Origin of the sequence: Caulobacter henricii (genome assembly GCF_001414055.1) — a bacterium.
Lineage (GTDB): Bacteria > Pseudomonadota > Alphaproteobacteria > Caulobacterales > Caulobacteraceae > Caulobacter > Caulobacter henricii.
Genome location: NZ_CP013002.1, coordinates 1,572,536 through 1,590,716 on the forward strand (window position 1 = coordinate 1,572,536; position 18,181 = coordinate 1,590,716).

At 62.9% G+C, this 18,181-nt stretch carries 17 protein-coding genes; 8 read left to right on the forward strand and 9 right to left on the reverse strand.

Annotated features, from left to right (window positions below; all coding sequences use genetic code 11):
• Positions 1-2: 2 nt before the first annotated feature.
• From AQ619_RS07295 to AQ619_RS19540, 3 genes are all read right to left on the reverse strand, one after another.
• Positions 3-2,171: a DDE-type integrase/transposase/recombinase gene (locus AQ619_RS07295; protein WP_062145917.1), complete on the reverse strand. Its 2,169-nt coding sequence runs from the start codon at positions 2,169-2,171 to the stop codon at positions 3-5.
• Positions 2,168-3,010 carry a hypothetical protein gene (locus tag AQ619_RS07300; protein WP_062145919.1) on the reverse strand — a complete coding sequence of 281 codons (843 nt, stop codon included), beginning with the start codon at positions 3,008-3,010 and terminating at the stop codon, positions 2,168-2,170. Before AQ619_RS07300 ends, AQ619_RS07295 begins: the two co-directional genes overlap by 4 nt.
• Positions 3,011-3,247: 237 nt before the next feature.
• The gene (locus tag AQ619_RS19540; protein WP_084745841.1) at positions 3,248-3,463 is read right to left on the reverse strand and encodes a helix-turn-helix domain-containing protein; all 216 of its coding nucleotides are present in this window, start codon (positions 3,461-3,463) and stop codon (positions 3,248-3,250) included.
• A 594-nt stretch (positions 3,464-4,057) separates the two neighbouring features.
• Here AQ619_RS19540 and AQ619_RS07305 point away from each other — a divergent pair.
• The 7 genes from AQ619_RS07305 (at position 4,058) to AQ619_RS07335 (ending at position 11,743) form a co-directional block, all read left to right on the forward strand.
• Positions 4,058-4,852, forward strand: coding sequence for an RNA polymerase sigma factor (locus AQ619_RS07305; RefSeq protein ID WP_166504182.1), 795 nt, complete (start codon positions 4,058-4,060; stop codon positions 4,850-4,852).
• Positions 4,849-5,493: a hypothetical protein gene (locus AQ619_RS07310; protein ID WP_062145923.1), complete on the forward strand. Its 645-nt coding sequence runs from the start codon at positions 4,849-4,851 to the stop codon at positions 5,491-5,493. The genes AQ619_RS07305 and AQ619_RS07310 overlap by 4 nt, the downstream gene beginning before the upstream one ends.
• Positions 5,490-8,825: a UvrD-helicase domain-containing protein gene (locus tag AQ619_RS07315; RefSeq protein WP_062145925.1), complete on the forward strand. Its 3,336-nt coding sequence runs from the start codon at positions 5,490-5,492 to the stop codon at positions 8,823-8,825. Before AQ619_RS07310 ends, AQ619_RS07315 begins: the two co-directional genes overlap by 4 nt.
• 96 nt (positions 8,826-8,921) lie before the next feature.
• Positions 8,922-9,413, forward strand: coding sequence for a hypothetical protein (locus tag AQ619_RS07320; RefSeq protein WP_062145927.1), 492 nt, complete (start codon positions 8,922-8,924; stop codon positions 9,411-9,413).
• A gap of 2 nt (positions 9,414-9,415) precedes the next feature.
• A complete protein-coding gene (locus AQ619_RS07325) occupies positions 9,416-9,907 on the forward strand; it encodes a DUF7665 family protein (protein WP_062145929.1) in 492 nt (163 codons plus the stop codon).
• Positions 9,900-10,379, forward strand: coding sequence for a Mov34/MPN/PAD-1 family protein (locus AQ619_RS07330; RefSeq protein WP_062145931.1), 480 nt, complete (start codon positions 9,900-9,902; stop codon positions 10,377-10,379). Before AQ619_RS07325 ends, AQ619_RS07330 begins: the two co-directional genes overlap by 8 nt.
• Entirely contained in the window at positions 10,379-11,743 is a 1,365-nt protein-coding gene (locus AQ619_RS07335) for a hypothetical protein (protein ID WP_062145934.1), read from the forward strand. Before AQ619_RS07330 ends, AQ619_RS07335 begins: the two co-directional genes overlap by 1 nt.
• A gap of 5 nt (positions 11,744-11,748) precedes the next feature.
• On the opposite strand, the gene AQ619_RS19545 is transcribed toward AQ619_RS07335, so the two are convergent.
• From AQ619_RS19545 to AQ619_RS07350, 4 genes are all read right to left on the reverse strand, one after another.
• The gene (locus tag AQ619_RS19545; protein ID WP_084745844.1) at positions 11,749-12,114 is read right to left on the reverse strand and encodes a 4-fold beta flower protein; all 366 of its coding nucleotides are present in this window, start codon (positions 12,112-12,114) and stop codon (positions 11,749-11,751) included.
• 271 nt (positions 12,115-12,385) lie between these two features.
• Positions 12,386-13,012: a peptide chain release factor H gene (prfH, locus tag AQ619_RS07340; protein ID WP_062145936.1), complete on the reverse strand. Its 627-nt coding sequence runs from the start codon at positions 13,010-13,012 to the stop codon at positions 12,386-12,388.
• Positions 13,009-14,121 (reverse strand): RNA ligase RtcB family protein, encoded by a 1,113-nt coding sequence (locus AQ619_RS07345; RefSeq protein ID WP_062145938.1) that lies wholly within the window; start codon positions 14,119-14,121, stop codon positions 13,009-13,011. The genes prfH and AQ619_RS07345 overlap by 4 nt, the downstream gene beginning before the upstream one ends.
• Positions 14,118-14,606 carry a hypothetical protein gene (locus AQ619_RS07350; protein ID WP_062145940.1) on the reverse strand — a complete coding sequence of 163 codons (489 nt, stop codon included), beginning with the start codon at positions 14,604-14,606 and terminating at the stop codon, positions 14,118-14,120. Before AQ619_RS07350 ends, AQ619_RS07345 begins: the two co-directional genes overlap by 4 nt.
• A gap of 486 nt (positions 14,607-15,092) precedes the next feature.
• Between AQ619_RS07350 and AQ619_RS07355 the strand changes: the two genes are divergently transcribed.
• Entirely contained in the window at positions 15,093-16,331 is a 1,239-nt protein-coding gene (locus tag AQ619_RS07355; protein WP_166504183.1) for a hypothetical protein, read from the forward strand.
• Here the strand turns inward: AQ619_RS07355 and AQ619_RS07360 are convergent.
• Together AQ619_RS07360 and AQ619_RS07365 are read right to left on the reverse strand one after the other, a co-directional pair.
• Positions 16,328-17,563 carry a hypothetical protein gene (locus tag AQ619_RS07360; RefSeq protein WP_166504184.1) on the reverse strand — a complete coding sequence of 412 codons (1,236 nt, stop codon included), beginning with the start codon at positions 17,561-17,563 and terminating at the stop codon, positions 16,328-16,330. The genes AQ619_RS07355 and AQ619_RS07360 overlap by 4 nt on opposite strands.
• Entirely contained in the window at positions 17,494-18,015 is a 522-nt protein-coding gene (locus AQ619_RS07365; protein WP_062145946.1) for an ASCH domain-containing protein, read from the reverse strand. Before AQ619_RS07365 ends, AQ619_RS07360 begins: the two co-directional genes overlap by 70 nt.
• Positions 18,016-18,181: the final 166 nt, after the last annotated feature.

Here is an 18,181-nt window from a genome sequence, read left to right on the forward strand (position 1 = left end):
TCCTATTGCCCAAATGACTTGTATTTCTGAATGGAAAAGTCGCCGAACTTTGGCTCTTCGACCGTCGACGTTTGTTCAACGGGCGCGGGTTTTGTCGCCCGCTTGGTTCCGCCGCGGACTGGTCGCTTGGAAAGGCGGCCTCCGTCACTGCGCTGGCCGCTGAGCGGTTCGTGCTCGATTACGTTGACGGGCTCGCCGTTGTGATCCTCCAGGGCGAGAACGACGCCGTGGGGGATCACCTCCTGCACGCGTGGCGACTGAGCCAGGCGCGCCATTTTCGCTCGGTTTTGGGCCGGCTTGTCGGCGTAGGTCTGCTCGATCTTTAAGCTGAGCTCGGCACGCATCCGAAGCCGGTCGGCCTTGCTTGAAAAGGCCTCGGCGCGAGCCTTGGCAAAGTCCTGGATCAGCTCGTGCTGCTTTTTGGAAAGGCCCAGTGCATACTCGGGCTCTACACAAGGCAGCGTGACGTAGCGCTTCCGTTTTTCATTCCAGACGTGAATTTCGCCAATATTGGCCGGATTGTACTTGATCTTAGTCGTGTACGATCTGGCTCCGCGATCAGCGCCAAGGCGGGGGGCGATTGTTGCAAAGTCGTTCAGGAGCTCTGACGTCAGGTCCTTTTGGTTGTACTGCAGCCCCAGAAACTGCACGCCGGACCGCGTAAGCTTCCGGCTTCGCTCAACGGCGCCGGCCATCTTGTCGAGCTGACGAACGTCGGCGATCACGTCGATGCCGTACGCTCGCCGCTCCCGGTCCCAGATGTCTGCAGGGATCGCGTTCAAACCAGCATGAATATCAAAGTGATATAAGTTGATGGCTTCCCAAAGAAGAGCCTCAAGCTCGGGGAGTGATAGCGTCGCCTCTTCTACCGGATTGAGTTCCAAATCTTTGCGAGCTTCAAGTGTTAGAGTCGTTCCGGGCAGCTTGTGCATCAGTAGACTGTCGATAGTCCGGAAAAACCTTTCGATCGGAGATTTGAAGGTTGGCGACCGAACCGGAGCCCACCGGACCGCCGTCCCGGCGTCGGCCATCGCGTCCTCAAACGCTAGACCTGCGTACTCCAGACCGTTGTCGACGATGACCTCACTGAAGCGCCCGAAAATATTGCAGAGCAAAGCGTAGCGAGGTCCGCCCTTAAGAAGGTGGAGCTTGGGAGAATGGGCGCGCTTTATGCACTCGAGCGCCGAGTAGATTGAGGGTGGCTCGAAAGTGACGACAAAGCCCACAATGCAGCAGGTGAAAACATCAATAATCGCGGTCAGGTAGGGCTTGCCCAATGGCAGCTTACCCTCGAAATCCACAATTATGAGGTTATCCAGATACTTGGTGTCTAGACAGCCAAGCTCAAGGAAGCGGCTCGCCCGAAGTCCTTCTCCGCAGCCTTCGAAACGCAGCTTGGCTAACTTTTCGCCAAACCGCGCCTTATAGGTATCGAAGCCCTCGAGCGACCGGATCAGGAGCCGGTGTTTCTCCTTTGATGGAACTTCAAACGGTATTTGCCCATGCCTGACCCGCTCCTCGTTTAGCAGACCGATCTCTCGGGAGAGCCGAGCGTAGCAGTCGGCTATCGAAAGTGTTCGATCAGACCAATACAAGAGAGCCGATTCATTGAGCTTGTCTCGGATCGGACTGGGCAGGCGGAACGCTCGGCTGACCCGCCCTGACATCGACATCAGCTGCCTTAGCTGCCGCTCTCCCTTCGAGCCACGTTCCGCCAGCCAACGCCTAACCGATCGCGGGTGAGGCCGCACCTGGAGCGCCAGAACCTCCTCCGGCGCCTCGCTCCACAGCCCGGCAACGATTTGATTGAGCTTCGCATCGCTGCCACCCGAAACGCCAAGGCGGTCCAGCCTGGTCACTATGAAACGGCGAAGAACCGCGAACTTGTCCTTCTTGCGGATCTCTTCGCCATCAAGTTCACGCTTCGCAGCCAACTTGCGGGCGACGTTTTCGACCGGCGCGGCGAGACGAATGAGTGCGCCGGAGGCGTAGGCCTCCAGGGCCCAACGCATCGTCGGGGGTACAGGATCCCCCCCAGGGCCTTCCACCAGGAACGGCGTCAGCTTGTGCTGGTTCGAGAAGTGGAGGTGGTCGCTGCCGATAAACCCCTCGAAGCGGACGCCTTCTCCGCGGTAGAACCAGACTTGGCCAGGTACGAAATTGATCGTCACAGGCCGCCCCCGATGCTGGGCGTGTCGGCTTGTTGGGTCGTGAGCGGTCGGACGTTGCTGGACAGCGTCAATGGCGCGTCGAGATCGATCGCAAGATGCCTCCCGACCATCATCCCGCAGAGCTTGCCTAACCCTCCCGGACCGTCCCCGATCGCGCTCGCCAGATCTCCGAGCGGCATGCCGCCTGGTGCTTTGGCCAAGCGCTCCCGGACGTTGAAGACATCGGAGGCCCCGAAGGCGGCTAGTCGGTAGTGCTGGATCTTCGCGACCGTCAGATTACGAACCGTCCGCGCCCGAAGCGGCTCTGCAAAGATGACCCGGAATGACCATCCGATCATGCGGCAGGCTGCAGCGACATGATCCAGCTTGCCCCGGTAGTCCGGGTCGCTGAGTGCGCTACGATCGCCCTTCACCTCAACGATCTCGAGCGTGCCGTCATCAAGAATGCGCGCGAGGTCGGGGACGTAACTCCGCATCCGCCCACCCAGCACGAACTCGAACCGGCACGGCTGGCTCAGATAACGAACGACCCCGGTATCGACCTCTGAATGAAGAAAGACCGCGCGCTCGTTCATGCTCTCGAAGGCGACCGGCCGGCCGGCCTTGCGGCTCGGGTAGGTGCCGGTGGGGCGGATGTTGCGCCCCGTAATGACCTCCCGCATCGGTCCGTCGGTGGCCGGCAGCACGATCCGCGTGGCTGCGCTGATCGATGCCCAAGCGCTGCTGGTGGATGCGTGGGCGAGCCCGGCCTGGAGCAGGCTTCTCACTGAGAGGCGCGTCTCGGGCGCATCAGCGATGACGGAGGGATGCCCCGCCTTGTTGGGGTGGTTATTTCGCATGGCGCCTCTTTCTCTTGTTCAAGAGGGGTGAGGCGACGGCCACGCACCGTCATGTCGCGCAGCGTGCTGCGTTATTGACTTTTCGACGGTGCGGGGGGAAAGTCAAAAGGTCTGACAAGGACACTTTCGGACTTTCCGAAAAGGGCTTGAGCTGATTGCCGTCGGCTCAAGCTTTTTCGTTTCCGCCGCTTAGAAGATTGCTCGGCATTCTAAGTCTTAGGCATGCGGAAAACTAAGTCATCTTGAATACCTTTCTGGCCAAAGCTGCTCAGGGCTGACATCCAGAGCTTGAGCGATCGCCTGCTCAAGCCTGCGGGAGCGTCCGTGCCCCCGGGAAACAAGTGAGACCGTCGTCGTGGCGACCTTCTCGGATCTTGCGATCGCGCCGAGAGACAGGCCGCGGCTATGCAGGGCAGCCTTGATCTCCGCGTGCCGCTCCTCGTTGACCACCATTCCGCTACCCACTGAACGATTCGCGAATCGATTATCAATTGATTGCGGAAGTATAAATTTTTGTCAAACCCGCGCCGGAGCGCGCTAGCTCTATAGAGCGTAGGTAATGCAATCCCGCTTGCACCATACTGGCATTGAGATGCGTTCTCGAGGGAAATTGTTCTTTTAATTCTTCGGATTGCAATCGGCGAATAGAGCCATGCAATCCCGCTTGCATGGTCTTTTTATTATAATCTGAGATTAGATGATCCCATTTTTTCTTGGTGCCCCGACGCGCCTCCCGAGCGTGGGGAAACTCGAATCTTCGCCGACCGGGGGAGTGTTCGTTTACTGGCGGCGACTTGGTTCCGGCCAGGCGGATCTCTTGAACGGGGAAACCTGACTCGTTGCGGACGTTGGGTAGGTCCGCTTCTAGGCCAATCCACCGAGCTTTGCCGGACCGGGCCTTCGACTACCCCCTAGCGGACATCCGATCCGTCCGGTTGTGTCTGCCCGTTCCACACTTGCGAATGGTGAAGGTGGGTCTCACAAGGGAATCGCGAAAAAGTTTTGCGTCCGATTTCCGGTCGAGCTGTCTGCGGTCTTGGTCAATCCATGAGCCCACGTACACCAACCCAATCGCAGGAGGAGGAGCCGCCCGGCGCGGTCCCGCTGACTTGCGTCAGCAAGACCGGCGAGCCCTACACTCGTCACCGGGACGTGGAGGCTCAGATCGCGGAGGCGCTGAACCTTTCGATCTCCGAATGGCCCGCCCGCGAATGGCGTCTCGAGACCCTCGTCCATCTGATCCGGCTGCGTGGCCGCGACAACGACCGGACCGTGCTCGGGAAGCTGACGTTGGCGTTCTTCGAGAAGGCGAAACCCGTCGTGGATCGCAACTCGCGCGGGTTCGGGGTCGCCGACACCGAAGATATCCAGATCAAGGTCGCGGACAAGCTCGGCGATCTACTGATGCAGGCCGTGCCGACGCGGACTTCCGAATACCTGGAGATCGACGCTGTCACCGTCATCAAGCAGGTGACGTACGGGGTCACCGGCAAGTCTAGGCCGAAGGCGAGCGCGTTCTCCACGGCCGACCGTGATGAAGACGGCAATTACATGCCCACGGTTGATCGGCTGGCGTCCGAAGACCTTGACCCTGCCGCGCACCTCCTTGAGCAGGAGGCGGCGGCACAAGGCGGGGTCCGGCGCTATTTGGCCGCGATCACTGACGCCCGGCATCGTGAAGCCTTCATTCTGATGAGGCTCTACGACTGGCCCCTGGAGAATGGGCCGCCCGGGGTGCCGACGCTCTGCGATAGGTACGGCAAGAGCGCGCGGCAAATCAGAAACTGGATCAACAAAGCAATCGAACAGATGCGCGAAGCCGCGCATGGAGCAGAGTCATGAGCCGTATGGATCAAACCACGGCAGACGACGTGATCCTCGACCTCATCGTGGAAGGCGTCGAGCCGACGCACGCCAATCTGGCGACCGCAATCGCCGAGTATCCGCAGTTCCGTGAAGAACTCGAACAGTTCTTTGCGACCCATTCTATCCAGACCGCACTTGAAGCGGAGCCTGAAGCGGTTGGGACGACTGTGAAGCATTTCGCGAACATCGGCGTGAGCCGTGTCCTGGAGCACAACTTCCAAGCCCGCCAAGCATCTGCGTCGCAGAGCGCTGCTCAATCGAAGCGTCTTTCCCGATTGATCCAAGATCGCGGTCGGGATCCGGATGAAGTGGCGGTCAAGGTCGGATTGAATCCCGCTCTGCTGATGAAATTCGACCTACATCGCATTCACGGCGAGGTTCCGGTCGAGGTGTACGACAGGCTTGGATTGGAAGCTGAGGTTCCGCCAGCTTACGTCATCGCAAGCGCAACGGGACCGCCGATTCCCTCCTCGAGGGGCAATTTGCGAAAGGCAAAGGGTCCGATCCGAATTGAGACCGAAACATTCGAAGAGGCGATCCGGGGTTCGACATTGTCCGATGATCTCAAGGCGTTTTGGCTCGGCCTGATCGCCGACAAGGATCACCCGAAGGTATGAGCGCTTGGTCCGAACTTCGCGCGCAGGCACGGGCCTGGCACGCAGAGCTAAACACCGAGGCCGGTCTCGTGCCGGCCACGACGCTGTTGGCTGCGGCGAGCAAGTCGAGCGGCGTGAAGATCATGGAGGTTCCGGCCGGCGACGTGCTGCTGGACAACTGCCAGGCGTCGTACGATCCCGACCAAAAAAAGATCCTCGTATCGCTCGGCCTGAGCGCGGAGGATCGGGCCTTCCACATCTCGCACGAGTTCGGACACCACAAGCTTCACCACCCCAAAGACGCCTGTCACGATCACGACTTTGATCCCGTGAGCGCGGCAGAGCCGGAGCCGTCGGCGGTCGGCGACAGCGACGCCTATAGCCCCAAGCAGCGGCGCGAAGCCCAGGCGAATGTTTTCGGCCGCGAGTTCCTGCTCCCGCGAGACCGGCTCCGTGAAGCGTGTCTGAAGAATCGCCTTTCGGCCGAGGCCATCGCCAAGCACGTCGGCGTCAGCGTCGCGCTCGTTCGACAACAGATGGCGGACGCGCTTCTCCTGCCGGAGGAATCGCCGGCCAACGCGAACGGTCCCGCGCCGGACCTGGACCCCAGTCAGCGGGCTGCGGCGGAAGCGGACTTCGGGCCGGTGCAGGTGCGGGCGGGCCCTGGGACGGGAAAAACGCGCACGCTTGTGGCTCGCGCCGCCTGGCTTATCGACGCCAAATCGCAGCCAGCAGCTTCAATTCTCGCGCTGACCTATTCCAACGCTTCGGCGGAGGATCTCGCGAAGCGCCTACGCCAGGAGCTCGGCGCCCAAGCGACGGAGGTCTGGTGCAGCACCTTCCACGCCTTCGGTCAGGAGGTTCTACGGGTCCACGGCTCCTGCATCGGCCTTCCGACAGCGCCGATCCTCGTGGACCGCGCCGACGCGCTGTTCCTTTTGGAGGAGGAGTTCGAGCGGCTCGAGCTGGACCACTACTTCAATCTGCTAGAGCCCTTGCGCGGCCTGAAAGACGTTCTGGGCGCGATCTCGCGCGCAAAGGACGAGCTCTGCACCCCCGACCGCTATTTCGATGCCGCGAACGCCATGCCCGAGGGCGAGGACAAGGCGAAGGCCCGCGAGGTCGCGCGCATCTACAAGGTCTACGATGAGGCGCTGCGCGCTAAGGGATGCGTCGACTTCGGCGACCTGATCATGCGGACCGTCGAGTTGCTAAACGGCCACCCCGACGTGGCGGCGGAAATCCGGTCCAAATACCGGCACGTCCTGGTCGACGAGTATCAGGACATGAACGCCGCCAGCGGCGAGCTGCTTAAGCTCCTTGCCGATCCGGCGACGGGTCCGTGGGTGGTCGGCGACGTGCGCCAGTCGATCTACCGTTTCAGGGGTGCCTCGCCGCTCAACATGAGCCGCTTCGCCGGGGCTTACCCTGGTACGCAGACGTTCGACCTCGAGGTGAACTACCGGTCCGGCGGGCAGATTGTGTCGCTGTTCGACAGGTATGGGCGCGGGATGGTCGCCGCCAACCACGCCTCCGAAAAGCCTCTGCATCCGCACCACGGCCCGTCGGCCGGCGAGGTCCTGTACCGCGTCGCGGAGACAAGGGAGGCGGAAGCCGAGGGCATAGCGCGGGACATCATCGCTCGAACCTCTGCTTCAGCGTCATACCGCAGCCACGCGATCTTGACCCGCACCCACGGCGTCCTCAGCACGATCGCCGCGCACCTGGAGCGGGCCGGCGTGCCGGCTCTCTATTTCGGGGATTTCTTCGAGCGACCTGAAGTCCGGGACCTCCTGTCCCTCGTGTCCCTGACCGGCGAGCGCGATGGTGTTGGGCTCCTGCGATTTGCGCAGCTTCCACGGTATGCGACGCCCGTTCCCGACATCCTGGAAATATTCAGGTTCCGAGAGGAAGCCGACATCACGATGTTGGCGGCCCTCCGCCGGCTCGGAGACGCAGCGCTTTCCGATAACGGTCGCTCGGGCCTGCAGCGGTTGGCGAACGACCTGGCCGGCGTCGACTTCATGACGAAGCCGTACGAGGTGATCGCAGGCCATCTTTTCGGCCCGGCGGGGGCTGTCTACGCCGCACCGTTTGCGGGAGATGAGGTCGCCGCCCAGCAACGCCGTCTCGCGGCCTACCAGCTCTTGTCGCTCGCATTCAGCTACCGGGCCCGCCGAGCCCGCGATCCGAAGCGCGCGTTTCTGGATCACGTCCGGCGCCTCGAAGTACTGGACGAGGAGAAGGAGCTCCGCCGCCTTCCCGCTGGCGCCAACGACATCGACGCTGTCCAGCTGATGACAGTGCATGCTTCGAAGGGCCTCGAGTACCCGACGGTCTATTTACCTTCGGTCAGCGCGTCGCTCTTCCCGCCCAACCCACGGGGCGATCCCTGTCCGTTGCCACCCGGGCTTATGAAAGCGGACGCGCTGATGACGCCGCAGGCCGAGGAAGAGAGCCTGATGTTTGTGGGCCTCTCGCGTGCCAAGGACCGGTTGGTCATTTCCCGCGCCAAGCGCTACGGCGGCTGGTCGCGACCGGGTCCATCCAAGATCCTAGGACCGATCACTCCGGTCCTAACCCCGGGCGGCGAGCCAAACCCGCATTGGTCCGACGTCGGGATCGGCGCACCAGGTCATGCGCCGCAGGCTGCAGCTCACCCTCTCGCTGCAGGGGTCAGTGTCACGGTCCTGGAAGATTATCTGACGTGCCCGAGACGCTATTACTACGGTGAGGCCTTGGGCCTCTCGCGGCGGCTTGCCGAGACTCCCTATCTCCGCTTCCACGACGTCGTGCGGTCGGGCCTGATCTGGTTGCGCGACGGAGCCGGCGAGGTGAAGTCGCATCTAGACGAAACCTGGGAGAAGCGCGGCCCAGCTGATCATCCAGCGGCGATCCACTATCGCGGTACGGCCGAACGCATGTTGACCCACGCGAAGTCGGTGATGACTGGGCAGCCCCTGCCGACCGAGCGGAAGATGACGATCGAGGGCGTTGTCGTGACGGCCCGGGCCGACCACGTGCAGACCGACGGCAAGACGGTCTCGATCCAGCGCATGAAGGCGGGTCGGCTCGCGAAGAGCGGGGAGTCGAAGAAGGCACGGTACGGTCTGCTTCAGATCATGGTCGAGGCCGATGAGGCGATGCCCACGACCTTCACCCACGTCTCGCTGCTTGACGGGGCCCAGGCCCCTGCGACCCTTTCTGCCGACAAGCGGCGAGAGGCCCACGACCAGGCTGCCGGCGCTATTTCGGCGATCGTCGCTGGGCGTTTCGATCCAATTCCGAACGGTCGCAACTGCCCGACGTGCCCGTTCTTCTTCGTTTGCCCGTCGAACGGCCTGCTGGCCTGAAAAACCTCTCTCCGCGGGATTTCCGGTCAAGCCTGGCGGACCTCTTGAACCTTCTGAGGCGGCGAGTTCCGCCCTTGAGCAAGAGGTTCCTCCCACATGTCCACCCTGAAGCTTTTCCTGCAGTTCGAAGGCCACCGGCCGGTCGAGCTGATCCAAGTTGCGGACGATGCCGATCCGGGCGCCGTCCTCGCCGCCGCGGCCACCCTGGGCGCGAATGTCGAAGACGCCTTCGTCTTCGGCGGTGACAACGACGACAACCCGCTGAACCCGAAGAAGTCGCTGGCTCGCCAGGGCATCGAGGACAAGTCGCGGGTCCACGTGCACCGCTGCAAGAAGATCCGCGCCTTCCTGAACTACGCCGACGAGCAGCCACGTCACCACGACTTCTCGCCGTCCACGACGGTCGATCAGGTCAAGGCGTGGTACGTCGACAAGTTGAAGATGTCGCCGGTCGACGCCACCGAGCACGTCCTGCAGATCACGGACACGACCGACCGTCCGGACCCGGACGTGCAGATCGGCGCCCTGGTTTCGGGTCGCTGTGACGTGAACTTCACCCTCGTGCCCATCAAGCGCGTCGAGGGCTAAGCATGAACGCTCCGCTGCTCCGCCGACCGGACGAGCAGGCGTTCCTCGACGAGGTGGACGGCGGGTCGTTTCAACTCGCTGTCCATCTCGGTCGTTGGCGCGTCGTCCGCGTGACCTGGCCCATCGTCGAGATCGAAGTCTCGGCCGCCCCGCGTGACGGGGCGCAGGCCGCCTACGGCTTTCGCTTCGATTGCACGGGATATCCGCAAGAGGCGCCGACCGCGCGCCTCTGGGACATCGAGCAAGGTAAAGTGCTCGCCTTCAACCGCTGGCCCACGGGTCGCCGTCGGGTGCCCGCCGTCTTCCGCACCGACTGGCGCGACGGCACGGCGCTGTATTTGCCGTGCGACCGCAACAGTTTCCCCGGCCACGACAACTGGCGCGCGGAACACCCGGGCCAGATCTGGCGGCAGGACAAAGGCATCCAGCTCTACCTGGAAGCCCTCCATGAACTTCTCAACGGCTCTGACTACACGGGAGTGCGCGGTGGCTGACGAACTCATCATCCCTCGGGGGCAGTGGCTAGGCCTGATGTCGGAACTCCGCCGCCGTGGCGGCGGGCGCACCGAAAGCGGGGCCTTTCTCCTCGGCCGCCGCGAAGGCCAGCGCCGCTTCTTCCGGGCGGCCGTCTTCTACGACGACCTGGATCCGAACGCGTACAGCAGCGGCGTCTGCATCCTGTACGCCGACGCCTTCGAGCGCCTCTGGGGCTTTTGCCGGGCGCATGGCCTGCAGGTCCTAGCCGACGTGCACACCCATCTCGGAGACTCCTTCCAGAGCGAAGCTGACCGTCGCAATCCGATGGTCGCCCGGCCTGGCCACCTCGCGCTCATCGTCGAGCGCTTCGCGAGTGATCCGGTATGGCGCCACCGCACGGGTGTCTACCGATACGAGGGCTCGCATACCTGGACCAACCTGAGCGGCTGGCGCGCCCGCCGTATCCTCAACACGGGGACCTTCGCCTGATGAACAAGACCGATATCCGGCCCGACACACTGCACCGTGGTGTCAAAATGGTGTTGGACAGCGGCGAGGCCGACACGGTGGAAGCCGCCTACGCCCTCTTCGAAACCTATCGCGTTTCGATTGGCGTCGGCGGAGGCGTCGCCCAAAGCCGAGCAGGGCAAGCGGCCCTGCTCACCATGGTCAACACGGGACGCCGGGCCCTCCTCGGCGGCGTGAAGGTGGTTGGCGACCTCCAGGTTCCGCTCCTCGTCCAATTGCCCGAACTGGGTTTGACCCTCGGCGACGCGATCCACGCCCTAGGCGGAACGCACGCGCCGGAGGTGGATCAAGGGTCGCCGGTGATCTGGCTGGGCGATGACGCCCCGGCCGGTAGCCTGCAAGTGACGTTCGGCGACTGGCGCGGCGGTGTCTTCCCTGCTGGCGAGGCGAGCCGCCTGGCTGAAGGCAAGCACGACACGCCGGCCGCCGTCCTGGCGGGCGCGCTTGCGGTCGCCGAGGTCTTTCAGAAGCTGCGCGGCAACCCGATGGCGACGGAGCGCGAAATCGGCCTGTCCCTCTGGGATCCGCAGGCGCCGTGGCGCGAGGCGGCGGGGCCGGACACCTGGGTCGCGCCTTCGAAGCTCTGGGTGCTTGGTCTTGGCCACCTGGGTCAGGCCTTTCTATGGGTACTTGGCCTCATGCCGTTCGACGATCCGTCGAAAGTCGAGCTGACCCTCCAGGATTTCGACCTGCTGGCCGCGGCTAACGACAGCACCTCGGTGCTTACCGGCCCTGGCCGCGAAGGCGTCCTGAAGACGCGTGAGATGATGTCCTGGGCCGAGGCCCGTGGCTTCCAAGTACGCCTGGTGGAGCGCCGCTTCGCTGGCGATGTAGCGCTCGACCATGGCGATCCTCGGGTGCTCTTCTGCGGCGTGGACAACGCCGAGGCGCGGGCGACCCTCGAGGATGCCGGCTTCGATCTGGTCGTGGATGCCGGCCTTGGCGCTGGCCCCCAGGAATACCTCGCGATGCGTATCCAGACGTACCCAGGGACGATAAGGGCCCGAGACCGATGGGGCGGCGTGGTGAGCGCCCGCAGTGAGGAGGCCCAACGTCTTGCCGCCCACAAGGGCTACCGAGAGCTGACTGAGCGTGGCGTCGACGCCTGCGGGCTTCTCGAGATCGCGTCCCGAACCGTCGGTGCCCCCTTCGTGGGCGTTGTCGCCGCGACGCTGTCGCTGATGGAGATCGCTCGCCGGCTGAACGGTGGGCTCTCGCTGGAGGTCCTCGATTTGACGCTGAGGAATGTCCCTGGTCGCCAGGGTGTCGAAGGTCAGGCCCTGCGTCGATTCAATCCGGGGTTCGCAGAGCTGCGCAACAGGTGACGCACCTACTGGGCAACCCAAGCCCAGAATGTCAGGGGCGACCAACCGCCTGCAGGGGTCGCAGGACGCGCGGGGCGTGCCGGCCTCGCGGGCCGCGCCGGCCTTGCGGGCCGTGCAGGTCGGGCCGGACGGGCAGGCCGAGCTGGACGCGCGGTTCCAGTGACCTGTTCCTTTGGATTCCATGCGACGGGGCGACCCGATTGATCTCGGAGGAGAAGCCCCGCAACAGGGCCTAGCCATCCACCGCTTTCCGCAGACCACGCGTGGTTCGCGGTAATAAATGCGACCCAACCCATTTCGGTGTTGAAGATATTCTTCCCCGGATCAATCCACCCTACCAACTCACAATCCTTGTCAAATAGCGCGTTCATCGACTCCTCCGCCCTCCTGCTGCCAGAAGGTCGCCAGGGTTGTGGGACGACGTCAATGCACGGAAGCGAGGCCCTCTGGCTAGTAGGTGCGAAAGTCCGATTTCCGGCGGCGTACGCATGTCCGCTTCTGGCGCGAGCCTGTCGCGGGTTCGGACGTGTTCAGCAACCCAGGCCGGAGAGGTGGACAGCGTCGGGCTAAGGATCTGAAGTAAGCGGCGCGTGGAGGGGAGGCTGGGCGAAATCCGCGAGATTCCGCCCAGCCCATTTGAACTCAGGTCGCGGATTTCAGCGTGAAGCGGACCCCTTTGTATGTCCTGACGGGATTGCCGCGTTCCAGTTGCTGGTGGAGGTTCCACTGCGATCGGCGGGCCTTGTCGCGTGACGCGCCCCGTTGTTCTTCAATCATCATGGCAAGCTTCAACCTCGCCAACTTGCGGTTGGCGTGTTGAGAGCGCTGTTCCTGCGCGGTGGCGACAAGGCCGGTGGGGCGGTGGGTGGCGCGCACGGCGCTGTCAGTCTTGTTGACGTGCTGGCCACCCGGACCACTGGCACGCAGAGTCTGGTAGTCGATGTCTTCGGCCTTCAAGTCGGGGACAAGGTCTAGCTCTGGCGCAAGGGCGACGCCCACGAACCAGTTTCTGCGATTGTGGCCAGGCCGAAACGGACTATCGCCAATCCACAGAACCGTGCCAACCCGTCCGGCGATAAACGCTGGCGCCTGGTCGCCACTGACGCGCATCAGCAGCGATGAGGGTAGATCCTCAGCGCCTTCCAGAACCTCGCAGACGACACCATGCGCCCGGGCTTCGCGGGCGTAGGCAGTCGCCAATTGAGCGACGACCCAACGACATTCCTCCGGTCCCTGCCCAGACGTCAGGTGCAAGATGACTTCGCTCATGACGTCGCCCTCGTCTTGTAGTTGAGCAGGGGGCGCAGCCGCGCGATGACGCGCACCAAGCCGGCGTGTTCCAGGTCCGCCACGACTCGCTGGATGTCCTTGTAGGCCTGAGGCGCTTCCTCGTAGATCAACCGGCGATCCTCGCAGATGACTTGGCTGCCGAGCGCCGTGCGCTGAAGATCAGCGATGCGGAAACGCTCGGACAGTCTTGCGTGCGCGTCCGAGCGGCTCCACTTGCGACCCGCACCATGGGCGAGCGAGCAAAGGGCCTGGTCGGCGCCGTCGGCGATGGGTTCGACCAGGTAGCTGAAATCGCCGCGCGATCCCGGAATGGCGACCAGCCCGCGATCGCCCGGGGCGGCGCCCTTGCGGTGCAACCACCCGCCAAGGTGGGACGTAACGCAGTTATGGCAGATGTCGAGCACGGGCCGCGCGTCGGCGCCGATGGCTTCGCAGAAGCGTTGCGCAATGATCCGCCGGTTCAGCACGGCCCAGGCCATGGCCTGATCATGCTCGGCCAAATAGGCCTGTCCCTCCGGGCTGGCCGCGAGCATCCCGGCGTCGACAGGCTCGGTCTTGTGCGTCTGGAGAACCGCTTGCCCCAAGCCCCGCGATCCGCTGTGGACCATCATCCACACACGATCTGTTTGCAGGCCCAGCGTTTCGAAACGCTCGCCGTCGACGACCTCTTCGATCCGCTGGAATTCCACGAAGTGGTTGCCGCCGCCGATCGTACCCAGAGCCGGACCGGCCAGGTTCGGTGGCAGGCCGAAACCCATCACGGCGGCCAGAGTGTCGCCCGACCAGGCCTCGTCGAGGCCGTGAAGCTTGCGCTCCACGGACCCCAGCCTGAACTTGCGCACGGGGCTGCTCAACTCCCACAGGCCCATGCCGCAACCGATGTCGCCGCCCACGAGATGCGGCCAGACCCGATCCGGCGACCAGAACGCGGCGCCTACCGCGATCCCGGCGCCGACATGCAGATCGGGCAGGCCGACGACGCGTTCGATCCCCTTATAGCGGGCCGTCGCCTCGAGTTGCTCGACGGCAGCCGGATCCAGACGGGAGGGCTCTGCCGAGATCAGCGTGATTTTAGGAGACAGGCTCATCGCGCACCGCCTTTCCCGCCACAATCGGCTGCGGGCAGACATTGGGGCAGGCCCTTAATGTCCTTGAGAATCCCATCACGCGGATCGACGAAGAACGCCCGTGGGCGCCACCATCGATCTTCGCGTCCGAGCACCTGGCCCTCATGCATCCATTCGCCGCGCCGACCGATCGAGATACGCGCCAGGACGTAGTCCTCGATATGCGAGCGCACATGCATCTTGATCGTGCTGCCGGTATCGAGGGTGGCGCAGATCTCGCTGAAAATGCTGTCCCACGGCTGCCCTCTCCGGCTTCGCAAGAAGCGCACGAGAGGTGCGAGGTTTTCGTTGAGCGATTTCGAATAAGGCGCCGCGATTTGCGCATGACGCTTCATGCCAATGTATTGGATGGACGGATCGGGTGTCCTTTTCAGTTTCGGTGACGAAGCATGCCCAGCGCCCCATCGTGGTCGCTCGACGATGACTTTGAACATGTCAGCGCGCATGACGGACCTCCCGAAAAACGGAAGCCGACGTCGTCTGGTTGAACAGCGGATATTCGATAGAAAGGCGAGAAGCTTTCGCCCCGCCAAAAGGGATCAGGCGAGTGACATCGCCCGACGGCAAATTGCCCATGCAATCTGTTCCTGAAGATTCTGGATTGTGAGGAGGTTTTCTTGATGGGCTGTAGTCGCTCGCATGAAGCTCTCCTTTCCAGTTTCAGAAACATGCCGGGCTTGGCTGAGACGCTCACTATGACATCTTAAGGTGGAATTCAAGAGCGGGCTTCTGCCGGGATGAGGTCTGCGCCCCAAGGGCAAAGGAATACGACCGATCCATTTGCGCTTCGGGCCGAGGCTCGCCGCCGACACCCTTAGCTGAAGGTCCTGTTCCTGAAGGTGCGCCAACGTCGGCTTCTGGCGCGGGGCTGACGATCTAATCACCCCAAGTCGGTATGACAGGTGCGGACGTAGGCCCGCGCGAAAATTATAATGAAGCTGCAGCTTTTGCTGGGAACGGTGTATAAAAAAGGTCTTCTCATCCGCTCTAGGTCTCAGATGTCGACTCTTGTCGTTTTCGATACCTGCACCCGTCCGCAATATTATGCGGACGTACATCAGTTGCTGGCACTGCCGGCCGGTACTATTCTTCGCTACGACTATCAGGAAAAGTACTTTAGCCCCGAGGCGCTTGCCTATTTGCGGCAGCTGACGGAAAGCGACTGTCCGATTGACGTCGTTCTCTTCTACGGCCAGTTCGAAGACTACGTGAAGGGCAGCGCGGACCCAAAGGACCGGATGCTGGACCCGGCCACGTCGGTCCTAATCCCGACCCGTTTCGCGCGGCTGCGCAATGTCGCCATCGAGGAACGGGTTGGCGGCGATGGCCAATCGCGCAGCATTGTCTACTTCCACATGGAGCTGGCGGGTTTCCCGAATCCGGATTCGCCCGCGATCCGGCCGCTATTGGATACGTTGGCCGAGAAACGCGAGCTGCCTTTTGAAAAATGGGTGGCCTTGGCCCCAGAGGGTGCCGATCTAGCCGCGTTCCGCCAGGACGACGCCAAGTTCTGGAGCAAGGTAGTCGACCGGCTCGCGACGCCGCCGTCGCAGTTCCACGGCGATGTGTTCTGGCGGATCGACCATCTTGAGAAGGTGGGCTTCACCCAGAAGCGGACGCTTCGGCCGCGACCGCGTCATACGAACCGGTTCGGAGATCTGGAGTTCTGGTCCGACTACAATCTCGATCCGCTGTCGCGCTATCGCCTGGCGTTGTCGAACTTCGTGCCGACCGTGGAGGGCAAGGACCTGCCGTCTGGCGCGGCCATCACGATCAAGGCCGACGACACCGAGCAGCTGACGCTGCCCGAGGCCAAGCAGGAGTTTCGGCGCAACGCCTCGACCCAGTTCAAGATCGGCGTGAAGCTTGTCACGGATATCGCGCCCCGGCACATTGTGCTCAGCGTCCGAACCGACCTCCCGGGGCACGCCACGTCTTACATGCCGGGCTCGCTCGCCGATATCAGCGTGATGACCCGCATTTCGGGCTACCGCGTGGCTAGTGCACTCGCGCTGGCCTTGCCTGGCGTCGCCATGGTGGCGGGTGCCGCCGGTCTCATAAAGACCGATGTCCCCCTGGCGCTGGTGGCCGGCGTCTCTGGGGCTCTGCTTAGCTTCTTCGGCTACGTCGTCTTCACTGGCAAGATTAAGCTGCCCGGATCCAAAGACTAGGTCGCCTGAGTCGATAGCCGCGCTGCCGCGCTACTTGCCAGGAAGGTGGCCGCAGGCTTGAATCGCGAGCGCCATTCGGCCACGGCCGTCGCCACGGGAATGGAGCGGACCGATGGAGGCGTATGGATGCCAGCCAAGGTCCGGAGCGCATCGGTGCAGGCATCGGAAACCGACCCGAAGTAGTGGGCCACGCAATTGGCCGCGGTTGAGCGGATGGGCACTCCGACCAGCTTGCATGCCTGTCGAAAGGCGCGTGCCGCCACCTTAGGATCGGTCGCAAAATCGGCGAAGTCCCGCACCCGGACCGTATTGTTCTCGCGGATCACCTGCATCGCGGCCTGCATCACCGCATCGGAGAACAGATGCACCGGAAAGTTCAGCGACGGCCTGGCACCGTGCGTCCGCGCGAACAAGGGCCGATGGCCGCCGCCCGCGCGCTCGGCCACATTCAGCCGGTCGTATTGCGCCGCGTTGCCGCCCCAGCCCCCGGTGGTGGTCATGCCGAGCACTGGCTGACCGAACTTGGCTTCAAGGTGATCGACGATCGCCGGTGCGAAGCAGAGGGAGGCGATCAGCTTGCCCATTCCGTGGACGCCATAGGGGGCGGCCGTCATGCAGACGCCGACATTGTAGATCGACTTCAGCGCCTCGTTGCGCAGGTCGATGGCGGCCTGGTTCTTTTGCCGTTGGTCGCCGACCATCGTGAAAAGTTCCGGCCAGCTCAAGTGAGCGTCACGAGCGCCATCAAAATACATCGGCGACTTCAGCAGGATCGCGCCCATCACGCGTCGCGTGGCCTGGCCGTTGTCGAAGACCAGCACCTTGGTGTTGCGAAAGTTCTTGATGTCGGCGGGGATCGACTGTCCCCAGACTAGGTAGTCGAACACGCGCTCATCCTGCTTGTCGGCGCAGATCACGACCTCCGGATCAATCCGCGCCAGGTCGAGGTCGAACGGATCGAAGTAGCCGGGAGGCAGCAGCCCTTCCATGGTGGTCAACGTGGCCGCCTGGCCCCGCAACCGGTGGGCCATCGCCGCGTTCCGAAGTTCGACCGAACCCCTGGAAGAGATGTTCGGGCTCCAGGCGAAGACCATCAGGTCCGCAACCGAAACAAGCGCGACATCGTCGCGTCCAAATAGCTTCAGGTCGCTGGCGAGGGCTTCTACAAAAGTAGAGGCTGCTGAAACCGCTCCATTGGGGTCTCGGGTCGTGATGACGACGCTTCGGTGCAACGAATGACCCCCGGCCTGGTCAAGTCGACGAAAGTAATGGCGCCGGAGGGATGGTTGTAGGCGATTGGGCGCGGGTAGAGTATAGGCGAAGACACCACCCAAGCGAAAGTCTTTGAAGTGACGCCGTCCGCCTTCACGTACGGCGCGCGTCCCCCATGTTCGATCTCCTCGCGCTCGATCGCCGATAGGGCGCCGGTCTCGATCAGCGTCTCAAAGCCTATCGGACCCAAGCAATCGTCGAGCTTGCATTCCCCGAGGATTAGGCCCGATCCCGATCGGATCAGCGCTAAGCGCCCGCGGATCTTGGTCGCGGTGCCCCGTAGCTCCCACAGCTTGCGCTTCATCAGGATTTGGGAAATCCACGGCTCGCGGATCATCAGGCCGCGATCCGGCAACGACGAAACATCCGTTACGTCAGCCTGATGAAGCTTCGATTCGCTCGTAATCGGCATTCGGGCAACATCGCACAGTTCGCAACGGCGACCTACCCGTCGGCTTCGGCGAAGTTCTACGCCTCAGCGCGACAACCGTGGTCATAATGACATCTGTAGAACTAAACTCGGCAGTCGGTACCGGTCTTCTATATCGGTGCTGAATGTCCCATTTCTGGAGGCATGC

What these genes read in the sequence shown, in the direction of transcription:
- AQ619_RS07305 (WP_166504182.1), top strand. Translation starts at nt 4,058, where the DNA reads ATGAGCCCACGTACACCAACCCAATCGCAGGAGGAGGAGCCGCCCGGC.
- AQ619_RS07300 (WP_062145919.1), bottom strand. Translation starts at nt 3,010, where the DNA reads ATGCGAAATAACCACCCCAACAAGGCGGGGCATCCCTCCGTCATCGCT.
- AQ619_RS07315 (WP_062145925.1), top strand. Translation starts at nt 5,490, where the DNA reads ATGAGCGCTTGGTCCGAACTTCGCGCGCAGGCACGGGCCTGGCACGCA.
- AQ619_RS07310 (WP_062145923.1), top strand. Translation starts at nt 4,849, where the DNA reads ATGAGCCGTATGGATCAAACCACGGCAGACGACGTGATCCTCGACCTC.
- AQ619_RS07325 (WP_062145929.1), top strand. Translation starts at nt 9,416, where the DNA reads ATGAACGCTCCGCTGCTCCGCCGACCGGACGAGCAGGCGTTCCTCGAC.
- AQ619_RS07345 (WP_062145938.1), bottom strand. Translation starts at nt 14,121, where the DNA reads ATGAGCCTGTCTCCTAAAATCACGCTGATCTCGGCAGAGCCCTCCCGT.
- AQ619_RS19540 (WP_084745841.1), bottom strand. Translation starts at nt 3,463, where the DNA reads ATGGTGGTCAACGAGGAGCGGCACGCGGAGATCAAGGCTGCCCTGCAT.
- AQ619_RS19545 (WP_084745844.1), bottom strand. Translation starts at nt 12,114, where the DNA reads ATGAACGCGCTATTTGACAAGGATTGTGAGTTGGTAGGGTGGATTGAT.
- AQ619_RS07355 (WP_166504183.1), top strand. Translation starts at nt 15,093, where the DNA reads ATGAAGCTGCAGCTTTTGCTGGGAACGGTGTATAAAAAAGGTCTTCTC.
- prfH (WP_062145936.1), bottom strand. Translation starts at nt 13,012, where the DNA reads ATGAGCGAAGTCATCTTGCACCTGACGTCTGGGCAGGGACCGGAGGAA.
- AQ619_RS07320 (WP_062145927.1), top strand. Translation starts at nt 8,922, where the DNA reads ATGTCCACCCTGAAGCTTTTCCTGCAGTTCGAAGGCCACCGGCCGGTC.
- AQ619_RS07335 (WP_062145934.1), top strand. Translation starts at nt 10,379, where the DNA reads ATGAACAAGACCGATATCCGGCCCGACACACTGCACCGTGGTGTCAAA.
- AQ619_RS07365 (WP_062145946.1), bottom strand. Translation starts at nt 18,015, where the DNA reads ATGCCGATTACGAGCGAATCGAAGCTTCATCAGGCTGACGTAACGGAT.
- AQ619_RS07350 (WP_062145940.1), bottom strand. Translation starts at nt 14,606, where the DNA reads ATGCGCGCTGACATGTTCAAAGTCATCGTCGAGCGACCACGATGGGGC.